Genomic DNA, 21,111 nt, shown 5'->3' with positions numbered 1-21,111 from the left:
AGCTGGCTCCGCATCATGCCCCCGGGCCTCACCCTTCGCCGCTGCGAGCGGCCCTTCGCCGAGAGGCGGCTGACGGACCAGCGAGCAGCACCACGCAGCCACCCGCGGGTAAGCCCCGTCAGGGTGGCTGCGTGCCGTCCGGGCGGGATGGGCTGCGGTGGGATGGGCTGCGGTGGGATGGGATGCTCGAGCCATGGACGAGACGGACGACAGGCACATCGTCGTCGCCGCGGTCGCGCTGGTGCGCGACGGCTGCGTGCTGACGGTCCGCAAGCGCGGGACGGCACGCTTCATGCTGGTCGGTGGCAAGCTCGAGCCGGGGGAGTCGGCCCGCGACGCCGCGCTGCGCGAGACCCGCGAGGAGGTCGGCCTCGAGATCGGGTCGGCGACCCTCCTGGGCGAGTTCCTCTCCGAGGCGGCCAACGAGCCCGGCCACTCGCTGCACTCCACGGTCTTCTGGGTGGAGTCGGACGCCGACCCGGTCGCGGCGGGCGAGATCGCGGAGGTGCGCTGGACCCCGCTCGACGACCACCCCGACGACCTGGCCCCGATGCTCGAGCACCACGTGCTGCCGGTGCTCCGGGCCCGGGTCGCCGCGCGCTGACGGAGGCCGGCCCCTACGTGTGCGGGAGGGTGCGGACGTAGCCCACGCCGCGGTCGAGCCAGAGCTGCAGCTGGTCGTCGGTGGCGAGCGCCTCGGCGGCCACCAGGAGCCAGCCGGCCATCGGTCGCCCGCGCATCACCATCGGGCTCACCGCGGCGCCGTCGACCCACGCCTCGGCGTCGGCGGGGTCGGCTCGCACCATGAGGGAGCCCTGGCTGCCGGCGGCCACCGCCATGTGGCCGTCGACCAGGTAGCCCAGGCCGCCGAACATCCTCCTCGACGTCAGGCCCTGCTCGCCCGTCAGGAGCTCGTCGATCCGCTGCGCCAGCACCTCGTCGTACGCCATCGGCCCAGTATGGGGCGACCCGCCGACACCCGTGTGCGGCTCGGCGCCGCGACTCGCGCGGAGGTGGGGCGATAACCTTCGACCATGAGCTCCAACGCCCCGTTCGGTCGCCTCCTCACCGCGATGGCCACCGCGTTCCACGAGGACGGCAGCGTCGATCTCGAGGGCACCGGGCGCATCGCCGCCCACCTCGTCGCCCACGGCAACGACGGTGTGGTCGTCAGTGGCACGACGGGCGAGAGCCCGACGACGTCGGTGGCCGAGGACGGCGAGATCCTGCGAGCCGTCCAGGACGCGGTCGGCGACCGCGCGACGGTGGTGGCCGGCGTGGGCACCAACTCCACCGCCCACTCGGTCGAGCTGGCGCGCCAGGCCGAGAAGATCGGCGTCGACGGGGTGCTGCTGGTCAGCCCCTACTACAACAAGCCCGGCCAGGTCGGCCTGCGCCACCACTTCTCCGCCGTGGCCGAGGCGACCGACCTGCCCGTCATGCTCTACGACGTGCCCGGTCGCACCGCGAGCCTCATCGAGCTCGACACCTACGAGGCGATGCGGCGCTACGACCACGTCGCCTCGGTCAAGGACGCCTCCGGCCTGCTGCCCCGCGCCGCGCAGCTGACCGAGATGGGCTACTCCGTCTACTCCGGCGACGACGTCGCCACGCTGGGCTACCTCGCCTACGGCGGCGTCGGCCTGGTCTCGGTCGTCGGCCACGCGGCGGGCGACCAGCTGGCGTCGATGATCGACGCCTGGGTCCGCGGCGACCACGCCGAGGCCCTGCGCATCCACACGGCGCTCGTGCCGGCCTTCGCGGCCGTCATGGGCGTCCCCAACTACGGAGCCACCACCGCGAAGGCAGCCCTCGAGCTGCTCGGGGTGCTGGACAACCGCCGCGTCCGCGGCCCGCTCGTCGCACTCGACGAGGACGAGGTCGCTGCGCTGCGCACCGGCCTGGCAGCCGCCGGCCTGATCTGATCGACCACACCAACACGAGGAATCCCTTGAGCCATCCCCACCCCGACCTGAGCGCGCCCGCCCCACTGCCGGCAGGAGGCCTCCGGGTCATCCCTCTCGGCGGACTGGGCGAGGTGGGCCGCAACATGACCGCGTTCGAGTACGACGGCCGGCTGCTGCTGGTCGACTGCGGCGTGCTGTTCCCCGAGGACCACCACCCCGGCGTCGACCTGATCCTCCCCGACTTCGCGCCCATCCGCGACCGCCTCGACGCCGTCGAGGCGCTGGTGCTCACCCACGGTCACGAGGACCACATCGGCGCGACCCCCTACCTGCTGCGCGAGCGGGGCGACATCCCGCTCGTCGGCTCCAAGCTGACCCTGGCGCTGCTCGGCTCCAAGCTGCGCGAGCACCGGCTCAAGGAGACGGTGCACTACGAGGTGGCCGAGGGCCAGACGATCACGTTCGGCCCGTTCGTGCTCGAGTTCGTCGCAGTCAACCACTCGATCCCCGACGCGCTCGCGGTCGTCATCCGCACCGGTGCCGGCGTCGTGCTGCACACCGGCGACTTCAAGATGGACCAGCTCCCGCTCGACGGCCGGATCACCGACCTCAACGAGTTCGCCCGCCTCGGCGACGAGGGCGTCGACCTCTTCCTCACCGACTCCACCAACGCCGAGGTGCCGGGCTTCACCACCTCGGAGAAGGACATCTCGCCGGTCCTGGAGCGGGTCTTCGCCAAGAGCGACCAGCGGATCATCGTCGCCTGCTTCGCCTCCCACGTGCACCGCGTCCAGCAGGTGCTGGACGCCGCCGTGGCGCACGGTCGCAAGGTCGGCTACGTCGGCCGCTCGATGGTGCGCAACATGGCCATCGCCCAGGAGCTCGGCTACCTCAACGTCCCGCCCGGCGTGATGGTCGACGCCAAGGAGCTCGCCGACCTGCCGCCGGAGAAGCAGGTGCTGGTCTCCACCGGCTCGCAGGGCGAGCCGCTGTCGGCCCTGAGCCGGATCGCCCAGCGCAGCCACAGCTTCGTCCACCTCGAGGAGGGCGACACCGTCATCCTGGCCAGCTCCCTGATCCCCGGCAACGAGAACGCCGTCTACCGGGTGATCAACGGGCTCTCGCGCCTGGGCGCCAACGTCGTGCACAAGGGCAACGCGCTGGTGCACGTGTCGGGTCACGCGAGCGCCGGCGAGCTCCTCTACTGCTACAACATCGTCAAGCCGCGCAACGTGCTGCCGGTGCACGGCGAGTTCCGCCACATGCGGGCCAACGCCGAGCTCGCGCGCGCCACCGGCGTCGAGAACGTCGTGCTGGCCGAGGACGGGGTCGTCGTCGACCTCATCGACGGGGTGGCACGGATCGTCGGCAAGGTCGACGTCGGCTACGTGTTCGTCGACGGCACCACGATCGGCGACGTGTCCGAGGCCTCGATGAAGGACCGCCGGATCCTCGGCGAGGAGGGCTTCTTGTCGGTCATCGTCGTCGTCGACTCGGTGACGGGCAAGGTCGTCTCCGGGCCCGAGATCCACGCCCGCGGCTTCGCCGAGGACGAGGCGACGCTCCAGGACATCCGCCAGCCGATCATCGACGCCATCGACGCCGCCGTCGCCGAGGGGACCAACGACAGCTACCAGCTCCAGCAGACCGTGCGCCGCGTGGTCGGCCGGTGGGTCAACCGCGCGCACCGGCGTCGTCCGATGATCATCCCTGTGGTGATCGAGGCCTGACGGGCCCTAGCATCGACGCAGGACCCCGGGCGGGACCGGCAGCACAGGGACCAGGGCGCCGGTCGGCGTCGAGGGGAGGTGGGGATGCCGCGCAACCAGGGCGCGCTCAGCCGGCTGGCCGAGCTGATGCGGCGGGTCAACTCCTCCACCGACACCGAGGTGATCCTCGAGGAGATCGCGCACGGCGTCGTCGACGTGCTGGGCTACGGCGTCGCGGCGATCGCCCGGCTCGAGGGAGACGCGCTCGTGATGACCCACGTCGCCGGACCGCCCGAGGTGGTCGCGCAGATCCTGCACCGCCGCACCCCGGCCGAGCAGATCCTCGACGAGTTCCGCGAGGCCGACAAGTGGGGCATCCTCCGCTTCGTCCCGGCCGGACGGATGTCGCCCGAGCGCCTGCAGGCGGCGTGGATCCCCGAGCTCGACCCCGTCCCCGACCCGCAGGCGTGGCACCCCGAGCACGCGCTCTACGCCCCGCTCTACTCGGCGGGCGGGGAGCTGCTGGGCAACATGGCCGTCGACCTGCCGGCCGACGAACGGGTGCCCGACGAGGCCGACCGCGAGCTGCTGGAGATGTTCGCGGTGCAGGCCGGCGTGGCGCTCTCCAACGCCCGGGAGCGGGAGCGGCTCACCGACCGCGTACGCCTCGACCGCATGCTCACCACGGTCGCGGGCGCCGCCACCGCGCAGCACCTCGCCCAGGCGCTCGGGGCGGCCGTGGTGGCCGTCGCCGAGTCGCTCGGCACCGTGCAGACGGTGGTGCGCACCTTCCCCAGCGATGCCCAGGGCAGCGAGCTCGGCGTCGGCGCCCCGCACGCCTTCACTCCCGAGCATGACGTGCCGGGGCTCCGCGAGGACCTCACCCGCCTCGCGGACCGGCTCGTGCTCCTCGAGCTCGGGGTCGACGACGAGACGCCGGAGGAGCTGCCGCGGAGCGCGGCCGGCCTGCAACGACTGATGCGAGGCCTGCGGGTCGACCGGGTGCTGGTGTGCCCGCTGGTCTCCCAGGACGACCTCGTCGGCTACCTCGTGCTCGGCTTCGGTGGACGGGCGCGCCCGGTCACCCCGGCCGAGGCCGACGCGGTGCTCGAGGTGGGGAGGCTCGTCGCGCAGACCGTGCGCGCGTCCCGCGTCCTGGAGACCGAGCAGCGCCTCGTGCAGGAGCTCCGCGAGCTGGCCCGCTACCGCAGCGAGCTGATCGCGACCATCTCCCACGAGCTCAAGACGCCGCTGACCGCGATCCTCGGCCACGCCGAGCTGATCGCCGACCGGCATCCCGAGCTGGCGTCGATCGACGCGATCATCCGCAACGCCGGCCGGCTCAACAACCTCGTCGCCAACCTGCTCCACTACTCCCGCATCCAGGGCCGGCGCGAGACCGTGCGGCGTGCGGTCGACCTCGCCGAGCTGTGCGAGGCCAGCGTCGACCTGCTGAGCATCCGGGCCAACCAGGCCGGGGTGAGGCTGCGCTTCGACCGCCCCGCCCTGGGGTCCGTGGTGGTGTTCGGCGATCCCGAGGAGCTCGCCCGGGTCATCGACAACATGGTCGACAACGCCGTGAAGTACACCCCCGAGGACGGCGCGGTGACCGTGGCCATGTCGGTGGGCGACGACGAGGTGAGCGTCGAGGTCACCGACACCGGCATCGGCATCTCCCCGGCCGATCAGCAGAGCGTGTTCTCAGCGTTCCACCGCTCCACCAACCCCAACGCGCTGTCGGTGCCGGGCACCGGGCTGGGGCTGCCGATCGCGCAGCGCATCGCGGAGTCGCACGGCGGCACGCTGTCGGTGTCCTCCGAGCTCGACCGGGGGAGCACCTTCCGCTTCACCCTGCCGTTGCGCTCCTCGCGAGAGCACGCCCACTGACCGAGGGCGCCGCCCCCGGCTCCAGGTGGACCACCCGGTCCATCGCGTCGAGGCCCACGGTGCCGTGGGTGATCCACACGATCGAGCGGCCCGCGCGCGCGGCGGAGCCGAGCATCTCGTCGGCGACGGCGCGAGCGGTCGGGCCGTCGAGGTGGGCGGTCGGCTCGTCGAGGACCAGGACGGGCGGGTCCGCCAGCAGGGAGCGGGCCAGCGCCAGTCGCGCCCTCTCGCCGCCGGACACCTCGCGCCGGCCGTCGCCGACGTGGGTGTGGATGCCGGCCGGGAGCGCGTCGACCCAGGGGCCGAGCGACGCGCGGTCGAGCGCGGCGCGGACCGCGTCGTCGTCGGCCCCGGGGCGCGCGAGCCGGACGTTCTCGGCGACGGTGGAGGCGAAGACGTGCGGGTCGTCGTCGACGAGCCCCACGCGCCGGCGTACGTCGTGGAGCGCGAGCCGCCGCAGGTCGGTGCCGCCGAGCATGACCTCTCCCGCGAGGGGGTCGATGAAGCGGACCAGCGTGGCGGCGAGCGTCGACTTGCCCGAGCCGGACGGCCCCGTGACGCCGAGGTGCTCACCGGGACGCAGCGCGAGGTGCTCCAGCGCCAGCGCCGGCCGCTCGGTCCAGCCGAGCTCGGCGTGGTGCATCGCGACGTCGTACGCCTCGGGCATCGCGGCGGGCACGTCGGGGTCGGTGACCGCGGGGGGAGTCTGGGCGAGCCGGTCGAGGCGCTCGCGCGCGGCGCGGGCGCGGACCGCCAGCGCGCCGGCGTCGGCGAGGGTCGCGGTGGCGTCGGCCAGGGCCAGCGGCACCAGGAGCAGCAGGGCCAGGCGGGCCGGGGTGGTGCTCGACGGGTCGACGAGCGCCGCGACCGCGACGACGCCGGCACCCGCCGCCACGGTGGTCAGGGCGGTGCCGGCCGCGACGGCGCGCGCCGAGCGTCGCAGGGCGCGCGAGAGCGCGTCCGACTCCGCCCGCACGGAGTCCAGCGCACGCTGGGTCGCGCCCCACTGCTCGAGCTCGCGCACGCCGTGGACGAGCTCCTCGACCCGGGTGCCCAGCAGCGCCCGGTGGGCCACCACCTGCGGCTCGGCCGCCGCGGTGCCGCGCCGCGCGAGCACGAAGGCGAGGCCGCCCGTGGCCGCGACCGCCAGCACGACGGCGCCGGCGACGGGGGACACGAGTGCCGCGAGGCAGGCCGCCGCCACGCCGACCAGCACGGCGGTCACGACCGGCTGGCGGACCCGCAGGCGGTCGTCGAGCAGGGCGTCGACGTCGTCGACGACCTGGGTGAGCAGGTCGCCACGGCGTGGCCCGAGGCGACCGGGAACGAGGGGCACCAGGTCGGCGAAGACGGCGGCCCGCCGCTCGGCCAGCTCGCGCAGCACCACGTCGTGGCTCAGCACGCGCTCGGCGTGCCGCAGCACGGGCCGGGCGAGGCCGAAGAGGCGCACGCCGACGATCGCGACCATGAGGTAGAGCACGGGCGGCTGCTCGCTGGCGCGGGTGATCAGCCAGCCGGCGGTGGCGGTGAGCGCGACGCCGGAGGCGGTGGACAGCGCGCCGAGCACCGTGGCGGTCCGGAGTCCCCAGCGGGGTCGGGCGTCGTCGTCCTCGGCGGCCACCACGACGGGCGCGGTCGCGGGGCGATCGGCGGGCGCGCCTGCGGCGGCCTCGGCAGCCTCGGGGGGCCCGACGGCCCCGGTGGGCTCGGCGCTCCCGGCGGCGGGGGAGGGGGTCAGGCGTACGACGCGGTCGGCGGCGGCGAGCACGGCCGGGCGGTGGGCGACCACGACGACCAGGCTTCGGCGGGCGAGGACGGCCAGGGTGTCGAGCAGCACCTGCTCGGTCTCCTCGTCCAGGTGGGCGCTGGGCTCGTCGAGGAGCACGACCGGGCGATCGGCGAGCACGACGCGGGCGAGCCCGATGCGGGCCCGCTGGCCCGCGGACAGCCCGGCTCCGTCCTCGCCGAGCACGGTGGCCGGCCCGTCGGGCAGGGCGCGCACGACGTCGTCCATCCCGACGCTGCGCAGCGCCTCGCGGACCTCCGCGTCGCTCGCCCCGGGACGGCCGAGCCGGACGTTGGCGGTGATCGTGTCGGCGAGCAGGAACGGCCGCTGCGGCGCCCAGGCGACCTGCGCGTGCCACCACGCCGGGTCGACCTGGTCGAGCGCGGTGCCGCCCACGAGCACGTCGCCCGCGAGCGGGGCGAGCTCGCCGCGGAGGGTGGCCAGGAGGGTGGACTTGCCGCACCCGGACGGACCGGCGACGGCGACCAGCCCGCGGAGGGGGAGGTCGAGGTCGAGCGGCGCGGTGAGGGGTGCCGCGAGGGGGCCGGCGTAGCCGATCTCGAGGCCCCTCGTCGCCAGCGCCGGGGAGTCGGGCCGCGCGGCGGCGGCGGGGGAGTCGCCCGCGGCCTCGGCGAGGAGCGCGTCGGCGTCGGCCAGGGCGGCGGTGCCCTCGGCGGCGGCGTGGAACTCGGCACCGACCCGGCGCAGCGGCCAGTAGGCCTCGGGGGCGAGGAGCAGGACGGTGAGGGCGACCTCGAAGCCGACGGACCCGGAGGCGAGCCGCAGGCCCACGGTCACGGCCACCAGCGCCACGGACAGCGTCGCGACGAGCTCGAGCACCGACGAGGAGGCGAACGCGAGGCGGAGGGTGTCGACCGTGGCGCGGCGGTAGCGGTGGGTGACCGAGCGGATCGTCGCGACCTGCGCCTCCGCGCGGTTGTGCGCGACGAGCGTCGGCAGGCCGCGCACCACGTCGAGGAAGTGGCCCGAGAGCGCCTCGAGGGCGCGCCACTGCGTCCGGGCGCGGTCGCGGGTGGTGAGCCCGACGAGGACCGCGAAGACCGGGATGAGGGGGAGGGTGAGGGCGACGACGAGGCCCGACAGCGGGTCGAGCCAGGTGATCGCCGCGAGGGTGAGGACCGGCAGCACGGCGGCCGGCACCAGGGACGGCAGGTAGCGGGTCACGTAGGGCTCGACGCCCGCCACCCCGCGCGTGGCGAGGACGACGAGCCGGGCCGGGGCGACGCCGTCGGTGCGGCGGGCGGCGTCCAGCAGCCGCTGGCGCAGCGCGCCCGACACCTCGCCCCCGGCGCGCGCCGCCGCCCGCTGGCCGGCGTAGGCCGCGAGCGTGCGCACCAGCACGGCCGCACCGAACGCCCAGGCGGCGGTCTGCCACCCACCGTCGGGCGGCGAGACGGCCGCGACGACGAGCGCCCCGAGGGCGAACGCCTGCGCCACCGTGGCGACGCCGCCCACGATCCCGCCGGCGACGACGACGGCCAGCGCGCCGCGAGCGGGTCGGAGGTGGGTGAGGACGGCCGGGTCGAGCGGCTTCACTGGGGGGATTCCGCGAGGACCGCGGTGGGGATGTGGTGCGTGGAGATCCGCCGGCGGAACACCCAGTAGGTCCAGGCCTGGTAGCCCAGGACGATCGGGGTGAAGATCACCGCGACCCACGTCATCACCTTCAGCGTGTAGGCCGTCGCGGCCGCGTTGGTGGTGGTGAGCGAGAAGGCGGGGTCGGTCGTCGAGGGCATCACGTCGGGGAACAGCGCCAGGAACAGCCCGCCGACCGCCAGCGCGATGGTGACGAAGGTGCCGGTGAAGGCCCAGCCCTCCCGGCCCGCGGCGGCCGAGACGAGCCCGCCGATGAGGGCGAGGGCGGCGCCCGCGAAGGCGATCGCGCTCAGGGTGTCGCCGGTCTTGAGCTGGGTCCAGACCAGGAACACCACGGCGAGCACAGCGGCGAGCACGCCGATCCGCAGGGCGAGGGCGCGGGCGCGGTGGCGGATGTCGCCGTCGGTCTTGAGGGCGACGAACAGGGCGCCGTGCGTGGCGAAGAGCGTCAGCGTGACCAGGCCGCCGAGCAGCCCGTAGGGGTTGAGCAGCGTGAGCATGCTGCCGGTGAACTCCTTGTCGGCGTCGATCGGCACGCCCGCGACGATGTTGGCGAACGCGACGCCCCAGAGCACGGCGGGCACGAACGACCCCCAGATGATCGCCTGGTCCCAGCGCCCCTTCCACGCGATCTCCTCCCGCTTGTGGCGGTACTCGAAGGAGACGCCGCGCACGATCAGCGCGACGAGGATCAGCAGCAGCGGGAGGTAGAACCCGCTGAACAGCGTCGCGTACCACTCGGGGAAGGCCGCGAAGGTGGCGCCGCCTGCGACCAGCACCCACACCTCGTTGCCGTCCCACACCGGGCCGATGGTGTTGATCATGACGCGGCGCTCGGTCTCGTCGCGGGCCAGCACCGGCAGGAGCATGCCGACGCCGAAGTCGAAGCCCTCCAGGCAGAAGTAGCCGACCCACAACACGGCGATCAGGGCGAACCAGACGGTGGTCAGTTCCATGGTGTCTCTCTCCGGGGCAACAGGGTCGGCAGGTCAGTAGGCGAAGGTGAGCGGGGCGTCCTCGTCGGAGCCGCCGCCGACCGGGACGCGGGGCGGCTCCTCGTAGGGGTCGGCGCCCTTGTTCACGTAGGTGATGAGCAGCTTGACCTCGATCACCGCGAGCACGGCGTAGATCGCCGTCAGCACGATGAGCGACGTCGCCGCCTCGAAGACCGAGACTCCCGGCGACACCCCGGACTCGGTGGTCATCAGCCCGAACACGACCCAGGGCTGGCGACCCATCTCGGTGAAGATCCACCCCCAGGACGAGGCCAGCGTCGTCGCGATGGGCAGGCTGATGCCGAGCGCGCCGAGCCATCGGACCTGGGGCTGGCGGCCCTTGCGGGTCATCCACAGGATCAGCGCGGCACCGGCCGCCGCGAAGACGCCGAGGCCCATCATGAACCGGAACGACCAGTAGGTCACCGGGATGACCGGGGTGTAGTCGCCGTCGGTGTAGGCCTTGGACGTCGGGTCGGAGCCGTACTTCTCGACGTACTCCTCGCTCAGCGGGTCGATGCCCTGGACCTTGCCGTCGATGGAGCCGGTGGCGAGGAAGGAGAGCACGCACGGGACCGTGATGGCGAACTTCTCCTCCTTCCCGTCGGGGGTGCCGACGGTGAAGATGGAGAACGGCGCGCAGCGGTCGCTCGTCTCGTAGAGGCCCTCGGCCGCCGCCATCTTCATCGGCTGGACCTCGGTCATCACCTTGCCCTGCACGTCGCCGGTGATCGCGACGCCGAGCCCGGCGAGCAGGGTGATGGCCGCACCGAGCCGGATCGCCCCGTAGTACATCGGCCGGTCGGCCTCGTGGCGCTTCTTCATGTAGAGGTAGGCCGCCACGCCGAGCACGAAGGTGCCGGCGGTCATGTAGGCCGCGAGGATCACGTGCGGGAACGTGATGACCTGGACCTTGTTGAACATCACGGCCCAGAAGTCGATGAGCTCGGCCCGCCCGGAGTCGGGGTTGAACCGGTAGCCGACCGGGTGCTGCATCCACGAGTTGGCGGCGAGGATGAACCACGCCGACGCGAGCGTGCCGAGGTGCACCAGCCACATGCACGCGGCGTGCAGGCCGCGGGGGAGCTTGTCCCACCCGAAGATCCACAGGCCCAGGAACGTCGACTCGAGGAAGAAGGCCAGCAGGCCCTCCACGGCCAGCGGGGCGCCGAAGATGTCTCCGACGAAGCGTGAGTAGTCCGACCAGTTCATCCCGAACTGGAACTCCTGCACGATGCCGGTGACGACGCCGATCGCGAAGTTGATCAGGAAGAGCTTGCCGAAGAACTTGGTCAGGCGGAGGTACTCCTCCTTGCCGGTGCGCACCCAGGCGGTCTCCAGGCCGGCGATGACGGCGGTGAGCCCGATCGTCAACGGGACGAAGAGGAAGTGGTAGACGGTGATGATCCCGAACTGCCACCGGGCGATGTCGAGGACGTCCATGGGCACCCTTTCGGCGCAAGATTACTACAGAGCGTAGTAGATACTACGGTCAGTCGTAGGTGGGCCGACAGGGCCCCTAGACTCCTGTCCATGAGTCCAAGGTCCCCCCGGATGGGAGAGCTCGAGCAGGCGGTCCTCGAGGTGCTCTGGGACCTCGACGCCACCTCCGGCCGGGACGCTCCGGGCGCGAGCGGGCGCGAGGTGCACGAGCGCCTCACCAGCCACCGCGACCGCGAGCTCGCCTACACGACCGTGATGACCGTCCTCGACCGGCTCGCGCGCAAGGACGTCGTCGTACGCCGTCGCGACGGTCGTGCGTTCCGCTACTCCCCGCGGCTCACCCGCGCCGCGATGACGGCCGAGCTGATGCACGAGGCGCTCCCCGAGACCAGCCGCGACCGCGAGCAGGCCCTCGTCTCGTTCGTCGGCGAGGCCAGCCCCGAGGACCTCGCCGCGCTGCGTCGCGCCCTCCACGAGATCGGCTGACCGGGCCTGTCGATGCCGACCCCCCTCGTCCTCGGCGTGCTCGCCGTGCTGCTGGCCGGGCCGCTGCCGTGGGCCCTGTCGCGCTGGACCCGTCTGCGGCGGACGCCGGCCGCGGCGATGCTGCTGTGGCAGAGCACGGCGCTGGCCGCCGTCCTGGCTGCCCTCGGTGTCGGGTTGTCCCTGGTGACCGCCTGCCTGTGGGGGCCCGGAGCCTCGAGGAGCGACGTCGCCGTGGCGGCGCTCGCGCTCGGCATGACCCTCGTGGTGCTGGCGAGGCTGCTGCTGAGCGGCCACCGCACCGGCACCTCCTTGCGGCGGATCCGGCGCGAGCACCGCGACCGGGTCGACCTGGTCGCCCGTCGTGACGGTGAGCTGTCGGTGCTCGAGCACCCCCTGCCGGTGGCCTACTGCGTGCCCGGCATGAGTGGCTCGCGCATCGTGGTGTCGCACTCCACCCTGACCCGGCTCGCCCCCGCCGAGCTCGCCGCCGTCCTCGAGCACGAGCGCTCCCACCTGCGCTCACGCCACGACCTGGCGCTCGAGGCGTTCACGGTGCTGCACCGCGCGTTCCCGCGCTGGGTCGCCAGTGCGGCCGCCCGCGACGAGGTGGAGGTGCTGGTCGAGGTGCTCGCCGACCGGGCAGCGTGCCAGGACGGCCACCGACGGGCCCTGCTCTCGGCCCTGCTGACGCTGGCCGGCACGCCCGCCCCTGCCGGCGCCCTCGGGTCGGGCGGCTCGATCGCGGCCCGGGTCGAGGTGCTGCGCGACCCGCGTCCGCGCCGGGTGCAGGCCGCAGCCGTCTCGCTGCTCGCCGTGCTGATCCTGGCCGCGCCCACGCTGCAGGTGGTCCTGCCCTGGCTGAGCGGCCTCGACGCGACCTGAGGCAGGCCGAAGGCCCCGACGGACTGCTCCGCCGGGGCCTCCGGTGATGGTGCTGGGTGCTGCTGGGTGCTGCTGGATGCCGGTCAGCGCCTGACGGTGAACTTCACCGTGTCGGTGCTGCGCTTGACGGTGTCGGACCCGAGGTAGGTCGCCTTCGCCTTGTACTTTCCGGCCTTCAGGCCCTTGGCGATCGACACCGTGGCCTTGCCCTTCTTGACCGTGGCCTTGTACTTCTTGCCGCCGATCTTGACCGTGACCTTGCCGGTGACCTTGACGTCGGCCTTGACCTTGACGACGAAGGTCACCTTCGTGCCGGCCTTCGGCCTGCTCGGCTTGACCGTGACCTTGGTCTTCGACCGGGCCTTGGTGGAGGAGGCGCCGACGACCGTCGCGGTGAACGCCGCCTTCGACGGCGCCTGCGTACGGTTGCCGAGGTAGCTCGCGGTCAGCGCGTTGGCGCCGATCGGGAGGTCGGCCGGCAGGGCCACGGTGGCCTTGCCGTTGGCGCCGAGCTCGGCGGTGCCGAGCTCCTTGCCCGCGGCGTCGGTCACCTTGACGGTGCCGGTGGGGGCCGAGCCGACGCTGCCGTCGCGGGACACGGTCACGTCCACCGTGGAGGCCTCGCCGAACGTGCTCGGCTCGGGCTTGCGCACCACGGCGACCTTGGTCGGCAGCTTGCAGTCGACCAGCTTGACGTTGTCGACCGACCAGCCGATGACGCCGCCGCAGCCGTCGCGACCGATGTCGAAGCGCAGCTGCATCGTGTCGCCGGAGACCAGGCCGAGCGCGTCCATGTCGACCACGGACGTGCCCCAGCCCGACTTGAGGGTGCCACCGTCGGTGCCGGTGAAGCCCGGCTCCCCGGCCAGCGGGTTGGTGTTGCCCGCCTCGGCGAGCTCGATCGGTGCGTTGTAGAGGTACGCGTCCGCCGGGACCGTCTCGAACGCGCCGCCGTTGATGCTCACCTTGAGGTTGCCGCCGTCGTAGCCGAGCTCGGTCGAGACCGAGTGGTCGAAGGTCAGCTTGGGGTGGAGCATCTCACCGACCTCGACCACCGGGCTGGAGATCGAGTCGCGGCTGGAGAAGTCGCCGGCCGTGCCGGAGCACTCGCCCTTGTCCGGGGCGGGGCCGAAGGCGACCTTGCCCGGGTGTCCCTCGACCGACGTGGAGACCCACGGCTCGTTGAGGCCGCCCGGGTAGACGACCTCCTTGCCGGCGGTCCAGCCGGCCAGGCCGTCCTCGAAGTCCTCGCTCCAGGCGACGTCGGTGACGAAGCCGTCACCGCACAGCGACGGCGCGCTCGGGTCGAGCAGCGGCTGGAAGTCGCACTGCACCGGCTCCTTGCGGAGCTCCGTGGCCGAGATGACCTTGGCGAGCTCGCCGCAGTCGGCGGCCGTGATCGGCGCCGCCGGCTGGACGTCGCCGGCACCCAGGGTGATCTTGTTGATCGGCTTGCCGGTCAGGTCGGCGCAGGACGCCTCGAGGCCGTCGGCCAGGTCGGTGAAGTCCGACGTCGGCGTCAGGTAGGCCGACTGCGCACGCCACCAGAGGTTGACGGCCTTGTCGAGACCGAGACCGGTCGAGGTCTGGCCGTTGTAGGCGCCACCGTCCACCGCGAGGGCGAACGCGTGGTTGGGGACGCCGGAGTTGCTGTGCACGCCGCCGGCGTCGTCGGTGCCGCACTTGTACTCGGCGTCCGACACCTTGCCCGGGTCGCCGTGGCAGGTCGGGTTCCACATGTCGCGGATGGCACCGCCGAACGCCGACGACTTCTCGCTCAGCAGCCAGCGGTAGGAGTCGAAGCGGTCGCCGCCCACGTCGCGCATGGTGACGTTGACCGTCGAGCCGGAGGCGATGGCGGTGCGGATGGACTCGCGGTCGGAGAGACCGATCGAGACGGTGCTGACGAGGGTCTGGTCGGCACCCGACATGCCCAGCGGCGCCTCCTCGCGGTTGCCGATGATGAGCGCGGCTGCGCCCTCGGCGGTGGCGACCGCGGCCTTCTCCTCGAAGGAGCACAGGCCGCGGTTGACGAGGACGACCTTGCCGGTCACGTCCTGGTCGTAGGGCGAGCAGCCGTCGAGGTTGGTGCCGCCGCCGGCCTCGACCGCGTCGGTGGGGGCCGCGACGTCGCCGCTGATGCCCGCGCCCGTCAGCGGCCTGCCGAACGACGCACCGCCGGTGAGGCAGTCCTTCGCGATCGACGAGGGCGAGTTGATCGTGAGCTGCGGGAGCGCGGGGGAGTGCGTGGAGCACAGTCCGTCGGGACGCTTGGCGGAGAGGTCGCCCTCACCCTCGTCCTCACGGTTGTTGACCAGGTCCACGACCTCGCCGAACACGTCCGACATCGACTCGTTGAGCGCACCGGCCTGCCACTGGTAGATCAGCCCGGAGGTCTCCTGGGTGTAGGCGTGGCTCCACTCGTGCGCCACGGTGTCGTCGTCGTAGACACCGGGGCAGTAGCTGGCGAAGGTGCCGTTCCACGAGGCGTTGGGGCAGCGGTCCGAGCGGTTGTGCACGGTGATCATCCGAGCACCGGCGCCGTCCCAGGAGTCGCGGCCGAACATGTTCGCGTAGAGGTTGTAGGTCTCCTCGCTCGAGATCAGCAGGTTCTGCTGGTCCTGGTCGAGGGCGCCCGGGAACGGGTCGCCCTCCTGCCACACCCGCTCGCGCACGTCGTCGCTGACCTCGTCAGGGGTGCCGCCGTCGTCGGTGACGGTCAGCAGCTCGCGGTCGAGCGCCTCGTGGATGCGCGAGTAGCGGTTGACCGGCTTGAGGCTGGTGGCGTCGAGGAACAGGACGTCGTGGACGCTCCCGCCCTTCGCGGTCACGTTGGACACGTCCACCTGCCAGGCGAGCACGGCGTCGCCGTCCTCGCCCTTGACCGAGCCCTTGCGGTAGACGACGAGCTCGGCGTCGCCCGCGCGCAGGCCGGTGGTGTCGGCGGCAGAGGAGTCGGCGGAGGTGGGCGGGAACTCCTTGACGATCGCGACCGCGGCCTCGCCGGCCTCGCCGGCGGTGGTCGCCGGCGTGGTGCTCAGCGACAGGTCGGGCGCGGCATAGCCGGTGACCGAGGTGAGGTCGCCCTGCTTGTCCACGTTGGCCTTGAGGGTCGATCCGAAGACCGGGACGCCTTGGTAGGCCTGGGTGTAGGTGACGGTCCAGCCGAGCGGGCCGGCGTCCACCCGCACCTGCTCGAGCTCGCTGCTGCGCGCGCCGAGCACACCGGCGAACTCGTCGAGGTAGGCGTCGGCCTTGGCGCTGGCACCGGCCGCATCGCGGGCGGCCCTGCCGGGAAGCAGGTCACCGTTGGTGCGGACGAAACCGGCCTTGCCGGTGGCGGCTTCCTTGCTGATGGCGACCGAGCCCTCGGCCTGGTCGCGCAGCTGCGAGAGCAGCGAAGGTTCGGCACTCGGTGCCGCTGTTGCCTGCACTCCGAGCGTGGGGACGGCGGCCAGGCCGGCGCCCACGACGGCGAGTGCAAGCCCCCTGTTGAGGAGCTTCACGTAGTTCTTCTTCCCTGAGACGAGACGTCCCCCGGCACCGGTCGGCCGGGTGATCGGGGTCACCATAAGCGCCCGTCCGGTCGGTCAGGAAGACCCCTTGGTGAGCAATTCCCGCCCGTCTGCGCCGGGGCCGCCCGTCCTCCGCTCCGCCCGGCCCGGGCGGACGACACGCACCTCTGTGGTCCCTGTGACTGGTGTGACGTGGCCGTAGGGTCGGACCATGGCGACCCGTACGTCTTCCCCGCCGGGGTCGCGGAGCTCGAGCACGTCTGGATCCAAGCGCACCACCAAGGGTTCGAGCACCCGATCACGGAGTACCAGCAAGCCTCCCGCCCCTCGCTCCTCGGCGAAGGGTCGGAGCCGCTCGAGCGCGTCCGCACGAGGCTCCGGCTCGCGGCCCGCGCCCCGCGCGGTGCGCAACGGGTCGGGGCCGGTGGCGAGGGCGTTCGGCGCCCTCGGCCGCCTGGTCGCCGCCGTGTGGCTCGGTGCCGCCCACGCGGTCGGTGCGGTCGCGCGCTCGATCGGGCAGTCGGCCCGCGACCTCGACCCCGAGCACCGCCGTGACGGGGTCGGGCTCTTCCTCTTCGGCCTCGCGATGGTCGCGGCCGCCGCCGTGTGGTGGCAGCTGCCCGGCGGCGTCATGGACGTCGCCCGCTCGATGACCGCCGGCGCGGTCGGCAAGGTCGGCTGGCTGGTGCCGCTGTTCCTGGTCTACGCCGGCTGGCGCACCCTGCGCGACCCCGAGCGCAACGGCCCCGCGGGCCGCCAGGTGATCGGCTGGACCGCGTTCGGGCTCGGCCTGCTGGGCATCGTCCACATCGCCAACGGCAACCCGCAGCCCGTCCTCGGCGACGCGACCAACCTCCAGGAGGCCGGGGGCGCGATCGGCTACGTCACCTCGAGCCTGCTGCTCGACCTCATGCAGACGACGTACGTCGTGGTGCCGCTGCTGACGCTGCTCGCCGTCTTCGGGGTCCTCATCATCACCGCGACCCCCGTCTACCAGGTGCCGGCGAGGCTCGCCGCGCTGCGCGACCGGGCCCTGGGCCGCACCCCGGCCCCCGAGCCGGGGTCGGAGGAGCCGACCAAGCCGGTGCGCGCGCGCCGGCGCTCCGCGCTCGACGACGGGGTCGACCCCGACATGGGCGATCCCGCCTACGACAGCCCGGTGCTCGCCGACCGCGAGCTCTCCAAGCGTCGGCGCAAGAAGGACGCCGAGCCGATGGAGGACTACGGCATCGACCTGTTCGCCGACCCCGACCTCTCGGGCGACGCGCCCACCGAGGTCACCCCGGCCGTCGCGGGGGCTGGCAGGGACGACACCGGCACCCTCGAGCCGCCACCCCACACGCCCCTCCCGGCCCGCGTGGAGCAGCTCGCGCTCTCGGGCGACATCACCTACTCGCTGCCCGACAACTCGGCGCTCAAGCCGGGCTCGCCGCACAAGGCGCGCTCCAAGGCCAGCGACGCGGTCGTCGAGCGGCTGATGCAGGTGATGGACGAGTTCGGCATCGACGCCACCGTCACCGGCTACACCCGTGGCCCGACGGTCACCCGCTACGAGGTCGAGCTCGGCCCGGCGGTGAAGGTGGAGAAGGTCACCGCGCTGTCGAAGAACATCGCCTACGCCGTCGCCTCGGCCGATGTCCGCATCCTCAGCCCGATCCCCGGCAAGTCGGCCATCGGCATCGAGATCCCCAACGTCGACAAGGAGATCGTGTCCCTGGGCGACGTGCTGCGCTCCGGCACGGCCCGGGCCGACCACCACCCGATGGTGGCCGGGCTCGGCAAGGACGTCGAGGGCGGCTTCGTCGTGGCCAACATGGCGAAGATGCCGCACCTGCTGGTCGCCGGCGCGACCGGCTCGGGAAAGTCGTCGTTCATCAACTCGCTGATCACCTCGATCCTGATGCGGGCCACGCCCGACGAGGTGCGGATGATCATGGTCGACCCCAAGCGGGTGGAGCTCAACGCCTACGAGGGCGTGCCGCACCTGATCACGCCGATCATCACCAACCCCAAGAAGGCCGCCGAGGCGCTGGCGTGGGTCGTGCGCGAGATGGACATGCGCTACGACGACCTGGCCAACTTCGGGTTCCGCCACATCGACGACTTCAACAAGGCGGTGCGCGCCGGCAAGGTCGAGGTGCCGGCGGGCAGCGAGCGCACGCTCACCCCCTACCCCTACCTGCTCGTGATCGTCGACGAGCTCGCCGACCTGATGATGGTCTCGCCACGCGACGTCGAGGACTCGGTCGTGCGCATCACCCAGCTCGCCCGCGCCGCCGGCATCCACCTGGTGCTCGCGACGCAGCGCCCGTCGGTCGACGTGGTGACCGGCCTGATCAAGGCCAACGTCCCCTCGCGACTCGCGTTCGCGACGAGCTCGCTCGGCGACAGCCGGGTCATCCTCGACCAGCCGGGTGCGGAGAAGCTCGTCGGTCAGGGTGACGGCCTCTTCCTGCCGATGGGCGCGTCCAAGCCGGTGCGCGTCCAGGGCTCGTGGGTCACCGAGGCCGAGATCCACCAGGTCGTCAAGCACTGCAAGGACCAGCTCGAGCCGACCTACGTCGAGGACGTGACGGCGCCGAAGGAGTCCAAGCGCGAGCTCGACGACGACATCGGCGACGACATGGAGCTCGTGGTGCAGGCCATCGAGCTGGTCGTCTCCACGCAGTTCGGCTCCACCTCGATGCTCCAGCGCAAGCTGCGCGTCGGGTTCGCCAAGGCCGGCCGGCTGATGGACATCCTGGAGAGCCGCGGGGTCGTCGGGCCGAGCGAGGGCTCGAAGGCGCGTGACGTCCTGGTCAAGCCGGACGAGATCGATTCCGTGATCGCCACGTTGGAGGGGGGAGCCTGATGGGCGCCACGTCGATGCAGGCAGCAGTGCACGAGGACGACAACCATGCCGCGACCGGTGAGCCCGGAGGGCTCGCGGTCGCACCGGACGCGGTGGAGGTACGCCGCAGCGCGGCCGTCGCCGCGGGCGTCGGACTGACCGCGTCCGCGGTCGCCATCGCCTACCTGGCGCGCGCCACGCAGAGCGGCTCGGCGCTCGACTGGGCGTTCGTGGTCGCGATGGGCCTGCTGGGCGCCTACTGGCTCGCCGGCCTCGTCGACGCCCGCACGCCGCTCCTCGTCGCCGACACCCAGGGCATCCGGATCCGCCTGGGCCGCACCTGGCGGGGCCTGCCCTGGTCGGCGGTGCACCACGTCGAGCACACGCCGCGCCGCGGCCTGCTCCGCGACGGCCGGCTCGTCGTCGTGCCCCACAACCCCGAGCTGGTCGAGGCCGAGCTGACCCGCGCCGGCCGGCGCCACACCAGCCTGTCGCGGCTGCTCCACGGGGCGCCGTTCGCCGTGCCGCTCGGGCTCTCCACCCACGTCACGGGCACCGCGGGTGACCTCGCCGATGCGCTCGGCCGGGTCGCCCGCGACAGCAGCCAGATCGTCGTCCTCGAGCCCGAGGCGCCCGAGCACGCGGAGCTCCCCGGGTCGGCGGACGCCGCCGAGCACGCCGAGCACGAGGTCGTGGAGGGCGAGGTGGTCGAGCCCGCCGAGGCCGTCGAGCCCGCCGAGGTCGTCCAGCCGGTCGAGCCTGCCGAGCACGTCGCGTCGCCGGTCGTGGCGAGCCCCACCCCGGTGGCGTTGCGCGAGACCGGTGCCGCCCGGCGCTCGGAGGTGCGGCGCGACATCGTCACGGCCGAGGACGACGAGCTCGAGGGACGCGAGCTGCGCCGGCCGGGACGGGTGAGCCTGGTGGAGGAGACCCAGTCGTGGGGCGACCGCGTCCGGGCCATCGCGCGGCCCGGTGAGCCGGTCGAGCCGTTGGTGCTCGACGACTTCGAGGTGGAGCCCGCCGAGGACCCGGTCATCGGCCCGGAGCTGGCGGCGGCGCGCACCCGGCTGGGGCTCACGGTCGACCAGCTGGCCGAGCGCACCCGGATCCGCCCCCACGTCATCGAGGCGGTCGAGGTCGACGACTTCGAGCCGTGCGGCGGCGACTTCTACGCCCGCGGCCACCTGCGCACCCTCGCCCGCGTGCTGGGCATCGACGTCGCGCCCCTGCTGGCGTCCTACGACGAGCGCTATGCCCACGCGCCCATCAACCCGCGCCGGGTGTTCGAGGCCGAGCTGGCCACGGGCGCGCACGGCTCGATCCGCGGCACCCGCGGCGGACCCAACTGGTCGGTGCTCGTCGCCGTGGTGATGGCCCTCGTGCTGGCCTGGTCGATCGCGCGCCTGGTCATGGACACCCCGCCGGAGCTGCGCAGCACGACACCGGTGCTCAACGGCTCGGGCGGCCCGCAGGGCGCGGGCAACGCGCCCGTGGCCGAGCCGGTCGCTGTCGTCATCACCGCCGCGTCGGGTGGTGCGCGCGTCGTGGTGCGCGACGGCGCGGGGGAGCAGGTCTTCAAGGGCAACCTCGCCGTCGGCGGGAGCCGCGAGCTCAAGGCCTCCCCGCCGGTGCGGGTCGACTCGACCGACGGCGCCGTGACCGTGTCGCTCGCCGGCGGCGACCCCCGCCCGGTGGGCGAGCCGGGTGTCGCCGGCCAGGGGACGTTCGTCGCCGACTGACCCGGTCAGGGGTGCGGGTCGACCGAGCCGTCGTGCCGGCCGAGCCGCACCTCGCGGCCGGCGCGGATCGCCTCGGCGAGCTGCTCGACGGTCGCGTCGGTGGTGTCGATGCCTCGCCCGCGCAGGTGCTCGCGCAGCGTCGCCGCCACGTCGACTCCCGGCGTGCGGGCGTACGTCGCGGCCGTGGCGTCCACGGCCTCCTGCGCGACGTCCTCGAGGGGCGCCCCGAGGTCTCCTCTGATGGTGGTGAACTCCATGCCGGTGCAGTACCCCCGGTGACGACGGTTGATCCCGGGGGGTGCGTGACGCCCCAAC

At 73.0% G+C, this 21,111-nt stretch carries 14 protein-coding genes; 8 read left to right on the top strand and 6 right to left on the bottom strand.

What is annotated here, in order from left to right:
* Positions 1-193: 193 nt before the first annotated feature.
* On the top strand, positions 194-604 hold the full coding sequence (locus tag AC54T2_RS15650; RefSeq protein WP_186341924.1) for an NUDIX hydrolase: 411 nt from the start codon (positions 194-196) through the stop codon (positions 602-604).
* Between the two features lie 13 nt (positions 605-617).
* On the opposite strand, the gene AC54T2_RS15645 is transcribed toward AC54T2_RS15650, so the two are convergent.
* Entirely contained in the window at positions 618-950 is a 333-nt protein-coding gene (locus AC54T2_RS15645; protein WP_496666629.1) for a TfoX/Sxy family protein, read from the bottom strand.
* Positions 951-1,034: 84 nt separating this feature from the next.
* On the opposite strand from AC54T2_RS15645, the gene dapA reads away from it, so the two are divergent.
* The 3 genes from dapA to AC54T2_RS15630 all read left to right on the top strand — a co-directional run bounded on the left by dapA (position 1,035) and on the right by AC54T2_RS15630 (position 5,503).
* Positions 1,035-1,925, top strand: a complete 891-nt coding sequence (gene dapA / locus AC54T2_RS15640) for a 4-hydroxy-tetrahydrodipicolinate synthase (protein WP_186341926.1) — start codon at positions 1,035-1,037, stop codon at positions 1,923-1,925.
* 26 nt (positions 1,926-1,951) lie between these two features.
* Positions 1,952-3,637: a ribonuclease J gene (locus tag AC54T2_RS15635; RefSeq protein ID WP_496666628.1), complete on the top strand. Its 1,686-nt coding sequence runs from the start codon at positions 1,952-1,954 to the stop codon at positions 3,635-3,637.
* Positions 3,638-3,721: 84 nt separating this feature from the next.
* The gene (locus AC54T2_RS15630) at positions 3,722-5,503 is read left to right on the top strand and encodes an ATP-binding protein (protein ID WP_496666627.1); all 1,782 of its coding nucleotides are present in this window, start codon (positions 3,722-3,724) and stop codon (positions 5,501-5,503) included.
* Here AC54T2_RS15630 and cydD read toward each other — a convergent pair.
* Genes cydD through AC54T2_RS15615 form a run of 3 tightly spaced genes read right to left on the bottom strand, consistent with a single transcriptional unit; the run spans position 5,463 to position 11,344 of the window.
* Positions 5,463-8,846 (bottom strand): thiol reductant ABC exporter subunit CydD, encoded by a 3,384-nt coding sequence (gene cydD, locus AC54T2_RS15625; RefSeq protein WP_496666626.1) that lies wholly within the window; start codon positions 8,844-8,846, stop codon positions 5,463-5,465. The genes AC54T2_RS15630 and cydD overlap by 41 nt on opposite strands.
* Complete coding sequence (gene cydB, locus AC54T2_RS15620) at positions 8,843-9,862, bottom strand: cytochrome d ubiquinol oxidase subunit II (RefSeq protein WP_496666625.1); 1,020 nt, start codon at positions 9,860-9,862, stop codon at positions 8,843-8,845. Before cydB ends, cydD begins: the two co-directional genes overlap by 4 nt.
* A gap of 33 nt (positions 9,863-9,895) precedes the next feature.
* On the bottom strand, positions 9,896-11,344 hold the full coding sequence (locus AC54T2_RS15615; RefSeq protein WP_186341931.1) for a cytochrome ubiquinol oxidase subunit I: 1,449 nt from the start codon (positions 11,342-11,344) through the stop codon (positions 9,896-9,898).
* Between the two features lie 90 nt (positions 11,345-11,434).
* On the opposite strand from AC54T2_RS15615, the gene AC54T2_RS15610 reads away from it, so the two are divergent.
* Positions 11,435-11,830: a BlaI/MecI/CopY family transcriptional regulator gene (locus AC54T2_RS15610; RefSeq protein ID WP_496666624.1), complete on the top strand. Its 396-nt coding sequence runs from the start codon at positions 11,435-11,437 to the stop codon at positions 11,828-11,830.
* A 12-nt stretch (positions 11,831-11,842) separates the two neighbouring features.
* Positions 11,843-12,712 carry a M56 family metallopeptidase gene (locus AC54T2_RS15605; protein ID WP_186341933.1) on the top strand — a complete coding sequence of 290 codons (870 nt, stop codon included), beginning with the start codon at positions 11,843-11,845 and terminating at the stop codon, positions 12,710-12,712.
* Between the two features lie 83 nt (positions 12,713-12,795).
* Here the strand turns inward: AC54T2_RS15605 and AC54T2_RS15600 are convergent, their stop codons facing one another.
* Complete coding sequence (locus AC54T2_RS15600; protein WP_489976144.1) at positions 12,796-16,218, bottom strand: M4 family metallopeptidase; 3,423 nt, start codon at positions 16,216-16,218, stop codon at positions 12,796-12,798.
* Between the two features lie 220 nt (positions 16,219-16,438).
* Between AC54T2_RS15600 and AC54T2_RS15595 the strand changes: the two genes are divergently transcribed.
* Positions 16,439-19,078 (top strand): FtsK/SpoIIIE family DNA translocase, encoded by a 2,640-nt coding sequence (locus AC54T2_RS15595; protein ID WP_496666623.1) that lies wholly within the window; start codon positions 16,439-16,441, stop codon positions 19,076-19,078.
* Positions 19,078-20,796 (top strand): helix-turn-helix domain-containing protein, encoded by a 1,719-nt coding sequence (locus AC54T2_RS15590; protein WP_496666622.1) that lies wholly within the window; start codon positions 19,078-19,080, stop codon positions 20,794-20,796. The genes AC54T2_RS15595 and AC54T2_RS15590 overlap by 1 nt, the downstream gene beginning before the upstream one ends.
* Positions 20,797-20,801: 5 nt before the next feature.
* Here AC54T2_RS15590 and AC54T2_RS15585 read toward each other — a convergent pair whose 3' ends face one another.
* Positions 20,802-21,053: a hypothetical protein gene (locus AC54T2_RS15585; protein ID WP_186341936.1), complete on the bottom strand. Its 252-nt coding sequence runs from the start codon at positions 21,051-21,053 to the stop codon at positions 20,802-20,804.
* Between the last annotated feature and the right edge of the window lie 58 nt (positions 21,054-21,111).

The sequence above is a fragment of the Nocardioides sp. Z35_8 genome, from assembly GCF_059621125.1.
Note: the sequence above shows the minus strand (reverse complement) of the source record. Positions and strands in the feature narration are given on the sequence as shown.

What these genes read in the sequence shown, in the direction of transcription:
- AC54T2_RS15650 (WP_186341924.1), top strand. Translation starts at nt 194, where the DNA reads ATGGACGAGACGGACGACAGGCACATCGTCGTCGCCGCGGTCGCGCTG.
- AC54T2_RS15645 (WP_496666629.1), bottom strand. Translation starts at nt 950, where the DNA reads ATGGCGTACGACGAGGTGCTGGCGCAGCGGATCGACGAGCTCCTGACG.
- dapA (WP_186341926.1), top strand. Translation starts at nt 1,035, where the DNA reads ATGAGCTCCAACGCCCCGTTCGGTCGCCTCCTCACCGCGATGGCCACC.
- AC54T2_RS15630 (WP_496666627.1), top strand. Translation starts at nt 3,722, where the DNA reads ATGCCGCGCAACCAGGGCGCGCTCAGCCGGCTGGCCGAGCTGATGCGG.
- cydB (WP_496666625.1), bottom strand. Translation starts at nt 9,862, where the DNA reads ATGGAACTGACCACCGTCTGGTTCGCCCTGATCGCCGTGTTGTGGGTC.
- AC54T2_RS15615 (WP_186341931.1), bottom strand. Translation starts at nt 11,344, where the DNA reads ATGGACGTCCTCGACATCGCCCGGTGGCAGTTCGGGATCATCACCGTC.
- AC54T2_RS15610 (WP_496666624.1), top strand. Translation starts at nt 11,435, where the DNA reads ATGAGTCCAAGGTCCCCCCGGATGGGAGAGCTCGAGCAGGCGGTCCTC.
- AC54T2_RS15605 (WP_186341933.1), top strand. Translation starts at nt 11,843, where the DNA reads ATGCCGACCCCCCTCGTCCTCGGCGTGCTCGCCGTGCTGCTGGCCGGG.
- AC54T2_RS15595 (WP_496666623.1), top strand. Translation starts at nt 16,439, where the DNA reads ATGGCGACCCGTACGTCTTCCCCGCCGGGGTCGCGGAGCTCGAGCACG.
- AC54T2_RS15590 (WP_496666622.1), top strand. Translation starts at nt 19,078, where the DNA reads ATGGGCGCCACGTCGATGCAGGCAGCAGTGCACGAGGACGACAACCAT.
- AC54T2_RS15585 (WP_186341936.1), bottom strand. Translation starts at nt 21,053, where the DNA reads ATGGAGTTCACCACCATCAGAGGAGACCTCGGGGCGCCCCTCGAGGAC.